The sequence below is a fragment of the Pseudomonas sp. NKUCC02_KPG genome (assembly GCF_019345465.1).
Classification (GTDB): domain Bacteria; phylum Pseudomonadota; class Gammaproteobacteria; order Pseudomonadales; family Pseudomonadaceae; genus Aquipseudomonas.
Genome location: NZ_JAHKRC010000022.1, coordinates 1 through 12,433, shown reverse-complemented (window position 1 = coordinate 12,433; position 12,433 = coordinate 1). Strand labels below are relative to the sequence as shown.

Annotated in this window: 9 protein-coding genes; 3 read left to right on the top strand and 6 right to left on the bottom strand. The window is 57.6% G+C overall.

What is annotated here, in order from left to right:
* Positions 1–91: 91 nt before the first annotated feature.
* The 4 genes from KO536_RS22840 to KO536_RS22825 form a co-directional block, all read right to left on the bottom strand.
* Entirely contained in the window at positions 92–859 is a 768-nt protein-coding gene (locus KO536_RS22840) for an SDR family oxidoreductase (protein WP_219263087.1), read from the bottom strand.
* A 23-nt stretch (positions 860–882) separates the two neighbouring features.
* Complete coding sequence (locus KO536_RS22835; RefSeq protein ID WP_219263082.1) at positions 883–1,950, bottom strand: phosphotransferase family protein; 1,068 nt, start codon at positions 1,948–1,950, stop codon at positions 883–885.
* A 190-nt stretch (positions 1,951–2,140) separates the two neighbouring features.
* Positions 2,141–2,455, bottom strand: coding sequence for an SCP2 sterol-binding domain-containing protein (locus tag KO536_RS22830; RefSeq protein ID WP_095000408.1), 315 nt, complete (start codon positions 2,453–2,455; stop codon positions 2,141–2,143).
* 57 nt (positions 2,456–2,512) lie between these two features.
* Positions 2,513–3,223, bottom strand: a complete 711-nt coding sequence (locus tag KO536_RS22825; protein WP_219263081.1) for a histidine phosphatase family protein — start codon at positions 3,221–3,223, stop codon at positions 2,513–2,515.
* A gap of 205 nt (positions 3,224–3,428) precedes the next feature.
* Here KO536_RS22825 and sohB point away from each other — a divergent pair, with 205 nt between their 5' ends.
* The 3 genes from sohB to KO536_RS22815 all read left to right on the top strand — a co-directional run bounded on the left by sohB (position 3,429) and on the right by KO536_RS22815 (position 9,710).
* The gene (gene sohB / locus KO536_RS22820; protein WP_219263079.1) at positions 3,429–4,448 is read left to right on the top strand and encodes a protease SohB; all 1,020 of its coding nucleotides are present in this window, start codon (positions 3,429–3,431) and stop codon (positions 4,446–4,448) included.
* Between the two features lie 194 nt (positions 4,449–4,642).
* Positions 4,643–5,059 (top strand): DUF6543 domain-containing protein, encoded by a 417-nt coding sequence (locus KO536_RS24385; protein ID WP_257623062.1) that lies wholly within the window; start codon positions 4,643–4,645, stop codon positions 5,057–5,059.
* Complete coding sequence (locus KO536_RS22815) at positions 5,022–9,710, top strand: NEL-type E3 ubiquitin ligase domain-containing protein (RefSeq protein WP_257623061.1); 4,689 nt, start codon at positions 5,022–5,024, stop codon at positions 9,708–9,710. Before KO536_RS24385 ends, KO536_RS22815 begins: the two co-directional genes overlap by 38 nt.
* Before the next feature lie 69 nt (positions 9,711–9,779).
* Here KO536_RS22815 and KO536_RS22810 read toward each other — a convergent pair whose 3' ends face one another.
* Entirely contained in the window at positions 9,780–10,274 is a 495-nt protein-coding gene (locus tag KO536_RS22810) for a DUF934 domain-containing protein (RefSeq protein WP_219263078.1), read from the bottom strand.
* A complete protein-coding gene (locus KO536_RS22805) occupies positions 10,258–11,916 on the bottom strand; it encodes a nitrite/sulfite reductase (protein ID WP_219263077.1) in 1,659 nt (552 codons plus the stop codon). Before KO536_RS22805 ends, KO536_RS22810 begins: the two co-directional genes overlap by 17 nt.
* Positions 11,917–12,433 lie beyond the last annotated feature (517 nt).

Below are 12,433 nucleotides of genomic sequence, written 5' to 3'. Positions count from 1 at the left end.
GACACAAACTGGCTTGCCTGCGATGCAGGTGCTGCGTTCTGGCAGGCAAGCTGGGTGGATGCCATCGCGAGCAAGCCCGCTCCCACAGGGATCAGGACAGAAACCCGCCATCCACATTCAGCGAAACCCCGGTGGTGTAGCTCGAGGCATCGCTGGCCAGGTACAGCACTGCACCGGCCATTTCACTGGGGGCGGCAACGCGTTTTAGCGGAATATGTTGCAGGACTGACTTGAGGATGGCGTCATTGCTGACCAGTGCCGAAGCAAATTTGGTGTCGGTCAGGCCCGGCAGCAGTGCGTTGCAGCGGATACCGTAGGCGGCACATTCCTTGGCAAACACTTTGGTCATGTTGATCACCGCGGCCTTGGTCATCGAGTACACCCCCTGGAACTCACCCGGTGTGACGCCGTTGATCGAGGCCACGTTGATGATGCTGCCACCGCCGTGCTCGCGCATCAGCTTGCCGGCTTCGACCGACATGAAGAAATAACCCCGAATGTTCACGTCGACGGTTTTCTGGAAGGCCACCGGGTCGGTGTCCAGTACGTGGCAGAACTGCGGGTTGGTGGCGGCGTTGTTGACCAGGATATCGATGCGCCCAAAATCTTCGCGGATGCGCGCAAAGGTGCGGGTGATGTGTTCCATTTCGCCGATATGGCAGGCAATGGCCGTTGCCTTGCCGCCATCGGCGATGATTGCGTCGGCTACAGGCTGGCAGCCTTCGAGTTTGCGGCTGGAGACAATAACGTGGGCACCTTGCTGGGCCAGCAGCCGGGCAATGGCCTCGCCGATACCGCGGCTGGCACCGGAAACAAAAGCGATTTTTCCATCAAGGTCGAACAGTTGAGTCCTGGACATGCTGATTCCTTGTGATCTCGGGCTTAGAGGCTGGAGCGGCCAATGACGTTGAGGCTCATGTGCTCAAGCAGGGCGTTCATCTGTACGAACTGCGCGAAACGTTTGTCCCGGGTCTGGCCGTGGAAGTAGCGGTAGTAGATCTGCTGGACGATACCCGCCAGACGGAACAGGCCGTAGGTGTAGTAGAAATCGTAGTTGTCGATCTCGATTCCCGAGCGCTCAGCGTAGTAATCAACGAACTCGCGGCGGGTCAACATACCGGGGGCGTTGCTCGGCTGGCGCCGCATTCGTTGGATCGGGGCCGGGTCGTCGGCTTCAATCCAATAGGCGAGGGTGTTGCCCAGGTCCATCAGCGGATCACCCAGGGTGGTCAGTTCCCAGTCCAGCACGCCGATGATCTGCATCGGGTCGGCGGGATCGAGGATCACGTTATCGAAGCGGTAGTCGTTGTGGATGATGCCTGGGGTCGGGTGATCGGCTGGCATGTTGGTCTGCAGCCAGTCCTTGACCGCCTCCCAGCGCGGCGCATCGGGGGTCAGGGCTTTTTCGTAGCGCGCGCTCCAGCCGCTGATCTGACGTTGCACGTAGCCCTGGGGCTTACCCAGATCACCCAGGCCACAGGCGTTGTAATCAACGCGATGCAACTCGACCAGCGTGTCGATAAAGCGCTTGCACAGTGTTCGGGTGGCGTCGGCACCCAATGCCAGCTCCTGGGGCAGATCCGAGCGCAGGATGATGCCCTTGACCCGCTCCATGACATAGAACTCGGAGCCGATCAGGCGTTCGTCGGTGCAATGGGCATAGGCCTTGGGGCAGTAGGGGAAAGCGTCCTTGAGCTGATTAAGGATGCGGAACTCGCGGCCCATGTCGTGGGCAGATTTGGCTTTGTGCCCAAAGGGCGGGCGGCGCAGCACCAGCTCTTTGCCCGGGTAGTCAATCAGGTAGGTGAGGTTGGAAGCACCGCCGGGGAACTGGCTGATCGTGGGTGTCCCCTCAAGATCCGGGATATGGCCCTTGAGGTAAGGATCAATGCGGTTGGCGTCGAGTTCTTCGCCAGGGCGGATGCGGGTGGACGAGTCGGTAAGCGCCATGTTTATCTCTTCTGCTTATATTTGTGGCCTGACAACATTCGTTAATTTAATGGGCAACCAGGGCAGGCGCAGCCTTAATAGGCAGGGGTGTTAATGGGGGATCAGCTCCCTTGATAACCATTGCCTGAGTGAAGCACAGGACAAAAAAAACCGAAGCGCGTGGGCTTCGGTTCTGGGTGTTGCCGGTGGCTTAGGCCGGGAACAGTTCGCTCAGCTTCATGGCCAGCATCATGTCGCCTTCAGCGCGCAGCTTGCCGCCCATGAAAGCTTGCATGCCGTCGGTTTCGCCGCTGACGATGCCTTCCAGGGTTTCGCCGTCCATGACCAGAGTGACCTGGGCGTCCGGGTTTTCGCCTTCCTTCAGTTCACAGGTGCTGTCTTTGACGATCAGCGAGAAGTGTTTGTCTTCATCAATGCGAAAACCAAATACCAGGTCCAGGCCTGCAGCAGCGGCTGGGTTGAATTTGGCTTTCATTGCTTGAACGGCATCAGCTACAGAAGTCATGGTTCGATCCTTATATAGGGTGGTTTACAGCGGCCCGAGGGCCGCGGTTGCCGGCGCTCATCGATAGGTGATGAGTGACGGCGTCTTCAACAGTTGCAAATGCACATGACTGTTGAAGGAAGCCAGGGTTGCCTCGTTGCCATGGAACTTGAGCTGGCTGAGCGAGGTATTGACAATTTGCCAGCCGAGCTTGAAGGCATCGGTGGGCGCAATGCGGGTCAGGCTGTGGATCAGGGCGGTAATGGTGCCGGCAGACGTGAACACGACAATGTTCTGCTGGCTCTTGGCAAGTTCAAGAATGCGGTTCAGCCCCGCTTGAACCCGCTCGACAAACCCCATCCAGGTTTCCAGACCGGGGGTGTCCCAGCTACCGCTGAGCCAGCGGTCGATGATCCGTTCAAAGATGCGCTGGAACTCGGCCGGGTTGCACGCGGCATCGCTCATGATCGCCAGCGCCTCAGGCTCCTCTGGCAGCAAGCCGGGAAGCAGGGCTTCGAGTATGGCGAATGCATCGAATTCGTTGAATGAGGCGTCGGTTTCAAGTTCAGGGATGGGCAGCCCGGCTGCATTGATCTGTGCCAGGGCATGGCGCGCGGTGTCCTGCTGGCGTGAAAGGTCGCCTGACAGGCAGCGGTCAAAGCGCAGGTCCAGGTCGGCCAGATGCCGACCGGCAATTTGTGCCTGCAGCACGCCCAGTGGTGACAGCACGTCGTAGTCGTCTGCACCGAAGGAGGCCTGCCCATGTCGTATCAAATAGATGCTGCCCACGTCCGCGTCATTCCGGTCCGCTGAAAGTCAGGCGAGGTTAGGAGGATGGCAAGTGGCTGTCAATGAAAAAACATACGCTTGTTTGAATTCCTCCTGTGACTGAATGCGAGGCGTTTCACGGCTGGCAGGCCCCGGTTGGCGCCGGTATGCTGGTTGCCATTGCGCAGCCCTGACCCGAGGGCTGCAGACGTTTTAAGGAGAGGCTGTGGAATTTCTTGCCGAGTACGCCAGTTTTCTGGCCAAGACCGTGACCCTGGTGGTTGCCATAGTGGTGGTCCTCGTGACCCTTGCGGCATTGCGTGGCAAGGGGCGCCGGGCCACCGGGCAATTACAGGTGATCAAGCTCAATGACTTTTACAAAGGCCTGCGTGAGCGTCTGGAGCAGTCGTTGTTGTCCAAGAGCCAGCTCAAGGCACTGCACAAGCAGACCGTTAAAGCGGACAAAAAGCAGAAAAAACAGCCGGATGACAAACCTCGGGTCTTTGTTCTGGACTTTGTCGGTGACATCAAGGCATCTGCCACTGAAAGCCTGCGTCACGAAATCACCGCGTTGCTGACCCTGGCAAAGCCGACTGATGAAGTGGTCGTGCGCCTGGAAAGCGGTGGCGGCATGGTGCACAGCTATGGCCTGGCATCGTCGCAACTGGCGCGTATTCGCCAGGCAGGCATCCCGTTGACTGTCTGCATCGATAAAGTCGCCGCCAGTGGCGGTTATATGATGGCGTGCATCGGGCAGAAAATTATCAGCGCACCGTTTGCGATTCTCGGCTCCATTGGCGTCGTTGCGCAGTTACCCAACGTCAATCGCCTGCTGAAAAAGCACGACATCGACTACGAAGTGCTGACCGCAGGCGAGTACAAGCGCACGCTGACGGTGTTTGGTGAAAACACTGAAAAAGGCCGCGAGAAGTTCCAGCAGGACCTGGACATTACCCATCAGTTGTTCAAGAACTTTGTGGCCAAGTACCGTCCGCAACTGGCAATCGATGAAGTGGCCACCGGTGAAGTCTGGTTGGGTGTTGCAGCGGTCGACATGCAACTGGTCGATGAGCTCAAGACCAGCGACGAGTACCTGTCCGAGCGGGCCAGGGATGCCCAGCTCTATCACCTGCACTATGCCCAGCGTAAAAGCTTGCAGGAGCGAGTGGGGCTGGCGGCCAGCACGTCGGCTGAAAAGGTGGTTGATTCACTCTGGTCGCGTTTGACTCAACAGCGCTTCTGGTAATTGTCCCCGGCACTGTTGCAGTTGCAGCAGTGCCGTTTGTTTGAAACTTGTTCTGGTTTTCAAGTGCGGTAATTATTAATTGTTTTAAACCTGTTTTTAACTCAGTTGCTGGAAGTGTGATCAAGTAATTAACGGACTTTATTAATGTGCGCTCTATAAGCTGACGGTATCAACACCTATGCCGAGCTTGAGCCATGACACACACTAGTGCATCACAGACAGAATACTCCGTTATTGAACGCGCCAGCCAACTGGCCAACACGCGGGCCGACAATCAACATGGTGCTTATATCGCTGCCTTGTTGGCGCCCTGGTTTATTCAGGCAGACCCCGGTTTGCGTGAGGCATTGCGCAACAGCTTTATCCAGGGCCAAGAGGCCCAGCGCGCGGTAGCCGCTGTCCTGGCCGGGTTGCAACCCATCGAACAGTTTGCTGAACCGTTGCTCAAGACCGCGCTGACGGGTCGCGGCTGGGACCAGGTGAACCCCAGAGCCTACGGGATCAAGCATGTTCGTCTGTTAAGTAACCTGACGCTGTTCTTTGCCCGTCAGCAAGTCAAGCTGGTAGACACGCTTGCCCGATATCCTGCACCCCGAGTCACTGGAACTTGATCTGGTGGCCAGCACCACCGATCACAGCTTGTTGCAAGCGGCGTTGCAGAACTTTGAGGTTTCAGAAACCCGCAGTGACGGCTTTGATCCGGGAAGTTGTATCTATGAAGTTGTTGCCCGAAAACAGGTTGAACACGCGACCCTGAAGCCGCAACACTTTGCACTTATATGCCGCGACTTGAATCTGGGTGTGCAGTACCAGAGGCATTTGGCTGATGTGTTTGAACCGGTCGACGGCAACTTGGCACCGGAGAATATCAATTCCAGAGCGTCTAAATTAAATCGGTTGTTCAGCCGGAACATACGCTGCGAAGTCTTGTCTGCCCTGCACATGGCGTATATGAAGAGGGAGGTCATTACGGCGCATTACGCTTTTATGCTCAATCTGTTGTCGGCCCCCGGGAATCGGTTGGCGGGCATGCAGCCTGGCCATAGCACGTTGCAGATCATGGGCTTTGAAGTGCCGGGGGTGATGGTCTTTTGGCCCGAGCAACAACCCGTGCAGCAAGTACAGGCGTGCGTACTTTATCTGCCGAACAGTCCTGATCGGGCTTTTCACGCATTTGAATCTTTTGAAATGCTCAAGGCGACATTGCGCGAGTGGTTGAAGGGCCAGGTGTTTGCTCGTTACTTCTTTGAAATGGTGCCGCTGCGTCACCGCGCCGAGTTCATGCGGCGTACGGACGTGAAGCATGTGACCTGGGATTCGCTGCTGCTGCGCCGCCCGCCCATTATCAATGAACCGGCCCTGATGTCCGAGAGCGTGCATCTGCCCCAGACGGAAGACCCCTGTGTCGTGGCCTGGCGTTTGCAGCTGGCGAAAATCAAGGACGATGCCAGATTGCTGGTCGTGCCCACTGAAGACGAAGATTCCAAGACCCGCCTGGAACGCCAGGCGACCTTTTTGAATACCGGGCTCAGCCTGCTGACATTGGCGCTGGGTTTTGTGCCTGTTCTGGGTGAGATTTTGCTGGTGACCAGTGTGATTCAGCTGGGTGTCGATGTGTATGAAGGGATCAAGGCCTGGCAACGCAATGACCGCGTCGCGGCCCTGGAGCACTTGTTCGATATCGCACAAAACGTTGCCCTGGCGACCGGTTCTGCCGGGGCTGCATCCACATTGCGTCCTTTGTCCGTTGTGGATGCGCTGGTGCCTGTGCGCACGGTCACAGGCCAGATGCGTTTGTGGCGCCCGGATCTTGAGCCCTATGTGTTCAAGGACGTCTCGTTGACCGGAGTCGTCCCCGATGCGCAAGGGCTGTACAGCGTGGGCGACAGGCAATTTATCCAGCTTGAAGGTCGTGTGTTCCGGGTGATGCCGGTTGCCGGCGCGCGGCAGGGCTTTATCCAGCATCCCACGGACGCCGGGGCCTATACGCCCCGGCTCGAACATAACGGTTGCGGGGCATGGGTGCATGAGCTGGAGACCCCCATGCAATGGTCGCGTGCGCAGTTGTTCAGCCGCCTCGGTCCTGAGGTGAAAGGGGTGTCACAGGCAACGGCCGAGCTGATTTTGAAGGTGACCAATACCGGTGAGGGGCTGCTGCGCAAGCTGTACATGGATCACCTGCCGCCACCGGCCCTGTTGGCGGACAGCATCAAGCGCGTACGGTTAAGTGAAATGATCGAGAGTTTTATCGAGCAGATGAAACAGGGCATCAATCGCTCCGTAGACAATGCGTCGTTGCAACTGCAACTGCTGACCCGATTGCCGGGCTGGCCTGCGGATCGAGTATTGAGTCTGGTCGACAGGGAGGGGGTGGTGCTGGAGGAATATGGCCCTGATCGGGTGGAAACCCATCCGCGACTGCAAATTGCTGAAACCCAGGTCAGGAACGGCGATCTGTTGAAAGTGACCCTGGAATCCCTGTCATCCCGTCAAATCGACAGATTGCTGGAGCAGCCGGTCAGGGGGCTGGAGGCGCAGGTTCAAGCCCTTTCGCGCATGCTGGGTGAGCTTGCCCAGGTGAGCAAAACCGAGCTGCTCTTGCGGCTGTACAGCCTTGGCGAGGTTGTGCCAAGGCTGGCGCACAGGCTTAGAAGGCAGTTTCCCGGCTTGCCGGTGCCCGTGCTGGAGGAGTTGATCAGCCATTTGTCCCTTGAAGAAGTTGATGCCCTCGGCAGTGGCGAACGTCTGCAGCTGCATGTTCTGGAGGAGGCGCGCCGTTACGCCCAGGTTGTGCGCTTGAATCGTTCAATAGAGGGGCTCTACTTTGAAGCCCTGCGCAACGCCGACAGCAACTCGCTGGCCTTGTTGGCCCTGGCGGATTTTCCGGGCTGGCCCGCGTATTTGCGCCTTGTGATTCGTGACAAGCGTACCGGGGAAGTGCTGCACTCCGTGGGCAATGCCCCGGCCACGAAAACCCGGGAGTTTTTCAAGGGTGATGGCGAGTACGAAGTTCCTGGAACTGTTGAGAGAAGGGCTTATCGCAGTGCCGATCTGTTGAACTGTGTGGCTTATGCGCTGACGCCTTCGGAGCGCAACGCACTGGGCCTTCCCGTGGTCGATGCCGGGGCAGTGCTTGGTCGCAAGATTGCCGACGCGGCGGCACGCAATCGGCCGCGCAGTGCCCAGTTGCTGGGTATGCAACCCATTAAGCCCTGGTTCAGATCCCCGTTGCGCCTGGCTGATGGCCGTGTGGGATACACCCTGGGCGGGCGCTCGGGACGCCTGCTGGAAGAGCAAAGCCCCAGACAGCTCAAGGACCTGGCCAGAGAGCTGTTCCCGACCATGAGTGAGGCACAGGTGGGGCAGTTTTTGTACCGATTGAGGCTTGGTCCGCAATTGGCTGCCCAAGCCCTGACCCAGCTCAAAGCGCAGTTGCAGACACTGCGCAACGATCTTGACCATTGGGTGGGCAGCACGGTGTGGAGCCAGCCGACGGCGGGGCCGCGGGTGCAGGTATCGGCCCAGGTCAAGCGCGGGATCAGCCAGACCCTGATTCGCACCTGGCGCAGGCTGGGCGAGAGTGTGCATCTGGAAGGGCACAGCGGGTATGTCCTGGATCTCAATGCATGGCCGGTTGATTGCCTGCCGGATCTGTCGGCGGATTTCAGCCATGTCAGCTCACTGCGCTTGCACAACTCGCCAAACGGTCAATTCCCCGGCAGGTTTCTGGAGCAGTTCCCTCATCTGCGAATTGTGTCCCTGGTCAACAGCCAGCTTGCCGAACTGCCTGCGGCGCTTTCAAGGATGCCTGAACTGCTCGAACTGAATCTGCGTGGCAATCAGATTGTGTTGAACGAGAGCGCAGCCACCCTGCTGTCGGGGCTGACCAGGCTCAAATCCCTGGATCTGGTGGGCAACCCCCTGGGCAGGCGCATCTCTGTTCAGCGCATGGTGGATCTTGAACAACTCAAGTTGCGCTATACCGGCTTGCAAACCTGGCCTGAGGGTGTGCAGTCACTCAGGCGCCTGCAAACCCTTGATCTGCGTGACAACAGCATCAGTCGCATACCGCCAGAGGTGCTGACTGCCGGCAGGGCTGCGGTTAATCGAGTCACGTTCCTGCATGACAACCCGTTGAGTGCGGACTCTTTGCGCCGCCTGGAAAATTACCGGCGCGAGCACGGCATCACTTTTGGGATCAGGCCACGGCGTCAACATGTCGAACCCGCACGCGGGATTTTTCATTGGGCGCCAGAGCCTACGGTCGAACAACTGGGCGTCTGGAGTGATCTGAGAGGCATGGGTCGCTCGACTGATTTTTTCCGCGTTCTGGAGGACCTCAGTGCGTCATCCCAGTATTTGCGCGGGCGTGAAAATTTAACGATGCGCGTATGGGGCATGCTTGACGGGATGCACGGCAACAGTGAGTTGCGAGAACAGTTATTTGAAGTGTCGGCCAATCCGAATACCTGTGCCGATGGCATTCCGATGATCTTTGCGGACCTGGAACTTCGACACCAGATCATGACGGCTCAAGGCGCAGCCAATGCCGAAGAAAAACTCCTGCGACTGAGTTATGGACTGTTTCGCATCGAGTTGCTGGACACCCATGTGCAAGGGGTCATTGAATCGCGAATTGCCCAGGTCCATACCGATCAGCGAAATTACGTCCAGCAGTTGCAGCGCCTGGTTGATGCTGCGGGTACGGTTGACCTGGATCAGCCCTTGGCGGACATGACCGCGCAGGAGCAGCAAGGTATTGCTTATCGGCTGGCAACGCCGCAAGCCATGCAATTGGCGCAGAGGCTCAGCCCTGTTGACTTGCAGCTACGGCTCGAACGGGTCGAACCGTTGGAAGTACAGATGTTTTATCAGGTCAGGTTAGCCGAGGAGCTTGGTTTGCCCGCACGGCCCAGGAGCATGATCTTTGAACGGTTGGCCAACGTAACCCCGGAGGAACTTGAGGCTGCAAAATACTATGTGTTGAGTGAGGACACCTTCACCAAGCGGACTGCCTTTATTGAAAAACAGGCGTTCTGGGAAGCGTTTCTGGAGAAGAAGTACCCTGCGGTCTTTCAGTCCGCGGATTCTCCGTTGCATGAGCGCATGCAGTCGCTATATGTCGGGCGCGAGAGCATGTCCAGTCAGGACTATGTTGAGCAAACAGGGGAGGTAGGGGAAAGTCGTCGCCAAGCGAGAGAGGTCATCATCAGCCGATTGACCCGGGAAGAAATAGCAGAACATCCGTTTATGCAGGTTTAGCCTGCCGCGGCGCCTGAATAAACCTTGAAGATAGTCAGGCCTTGGGTGAACCCAAGGCCTGCCACGCACTTAACGACGACGGAACAGCGGCATCGGCTCGTCGCTCGACGACTGGTAGGTCACCGAAAAATCCTTCAAGCCTTCCAGTGCTTCGTACGGGTCTTTATCGGCGCGAATGGCGAACGCGTCGAAACCGCAGCGGTGCAGATAGAACAACTGGTCGCGCAGTACATCGCCAATGGCGCGCAATTCGCCTTTGTAACCATAACGGTCACGCAGCAAGCGGGCATTGGAGTAGCTGCGACCATCGGTGAAGGCCGGGAAGTTCAGGGCAATGACCTGAAAATGCACCACGTCTTCGCCCAGTTCCTCGGCTTCTTCATCGCTGTCCAGCCACACACCCAGACCGCCATCACGGGCCTTGAGTGCATGGCCGTGCTCGCGCCACATCACCAGCGGGACGATGAGATCGTCGCAGTTGGAGATTTCGTCAAAGGTGGTTTCCTTGGGCAGCAAGTGCCAGGTTTCATCGATGACCTGATTGTTCTTAATGATTCGCTGCATAGACGCGCTCCTTGAAAGGGTCAATGCCGATACGTTGATAGGTGTCGATGAAGCGCTCGTCTTCGGTACGTTTTTCAACATAGACGTCGATCAGCTTTTCAATCACATCCGGCATGGCGTCTTGTGCGAACGAAGGGCCGAGGATTTTGCCCAGACTTGCGTCACGGCTGGCGCTGCCACCCAGGGACACCTGATAGAACTCGGCGCCTTTCTTGTCGACACCCAGAATCCCGATGTGACCGACGTGGTGGTGACCACAGGCGTTCATGCAACCGGAGATGTTCAGGTCCAGCTCGCCGATGTCGAACAGGTAGTCCAGGTCTTCGAAACGACGCTGGATCGCTTCGGCGATCGGGATCGACTTGGCGTTGGCCAGGGAGCAGAAATCGCCGCCCGGGCAGCAGATCATGTCGGTCAGCAAGCCAATGTTCGGCGTGGCAAAGCCGTTTTCGCGCAACTCGCCCCACATGGTGAACAACTGGTTCTCTTCCACATCGGCAAGAATGATGTTCTGTTCGTGGGAGGTGCGCAGCTGGCCAAAGCTGAAGCGGTCGGCCATGTCGGCAATGGCGTCCCACTGTTTGTCGGTCACATCGCCCGGTGCGACGCCGGTAGGCTTCAACGACAGGGTGACAGCGACATAACCCGGCTTTTTATGGGCCAGGGTATTGCGGGTACGCCAACGGGCGAAGCCCGGGTGCTGCTTGTCGAGTTCGGCCAGCTCAGCGCCGAAGTCAGGCAGGGCTTTGTAGTCCGGGTCCACGAAGTGCTTGGCGATACGCTGCACTTCAGCTTCGGTCAGGGTATTCGAGCCACCGCGCAGGTGAACCATTTCGGCTTCAACGCGCTCTGCAAACACTTCAGGCGTCAGGGCCTTGACCAGAATCTTGATCCGCGCCTTGTACTTGTTGTCACGACGGCCATAGCGGTTGTAAACCCGCAGGATGGCTTCGAGGTAGCTCAGCAGGTCTTGCCACGGCAAGAACTCGTTGATGAACGCGCCGATGACCGGCGTACGGCCCAGGCCGCCACCCACCAGTACGCGAAAGCCCAGATCGCCGGCTTCGTTGAATACGGGCTCAAGACCAATGTCATGGACTTCGATTGCAGCACGGTCGGATGTCGAGCCGTTGATTGCAATTTTGAATTTGCGTGGCAGGTAGGCGAATTCCGGGTGGAAGGTCGTCCACTGACGCACGATTTCGCACCAAGGGCGCGAATCGATCAGTTCATCGGCAGCGACACCGGCGAACTGGTCGGTGGTGACGTTGCGCAGGCAGTTGCCGCTGGTCTGAATGGCGTGCATCTGCACGGTTGCCAGCTCTTCCAGAATGTCCGGAATGTCTTCCAGCGCGGGCCAGTTGAACTGCACGTTCTGGCGGGTACTGATGTGGGCATAGCCCTTGTCATAGTCGCGAGCGATTTTGGCCATCATTCGCGCCTGGCGCGAAGTCAGTTGACCATAAGGCACCGCAACTCGCAGCATCGGGGCAAAACGTTGAACATAAAGGCCATTTTGCAGGCGCAGGGGGCGGAATTCTTCTTCGCTCAGCTCACCTGCCAGATAGCGTCGGGTCTGATCCCGGAACTGCTTTACGCGGTCCTCGATGATCCGCTGATCGTACTCGTCATATACGTACATATAGGTCCTGTTCTCAGGCTGCTAACAGCTTATCTGCGCGCACGGCCGCGCACTCCCCACGGAGCGGGGCACGATACCAGTTTGTAGTTATGCGCAAAAGTGATGTTTAAGCATATGCAAAGAACCAAAACGACTATAAGAGGTTGATTCTCAATCCCTTACTTGTGGTCGGGGCATTGCTGGACTTAACTGAGCAGAAGTCTTCAAGCAATCACCCATAAAACCGAAAAGAGGCGATGCGATGAGTACTCCCGTGAAAGCGCGCAAAAACGACAGCAAGGTTGATGCGTGGGCTATTTTTTTTCTGATCATTCTGGTGGTTGCCACGGCGGTGTTTTGGGTGAGTCATCAGTAGCCGCCCTGTAGTCGCTGACGAGCCGTGCGAGGCTGCGATCGGCGTGATACAGCACCCCGACGCAGCCGTCGTAAATCAGCTTCCACGGTTAATCCGGTAAACCGCGTGTATCGGCTTTGCGACCGCTTCGCGATCGATCGCAGCCTCGTTCCACTCGTCAGC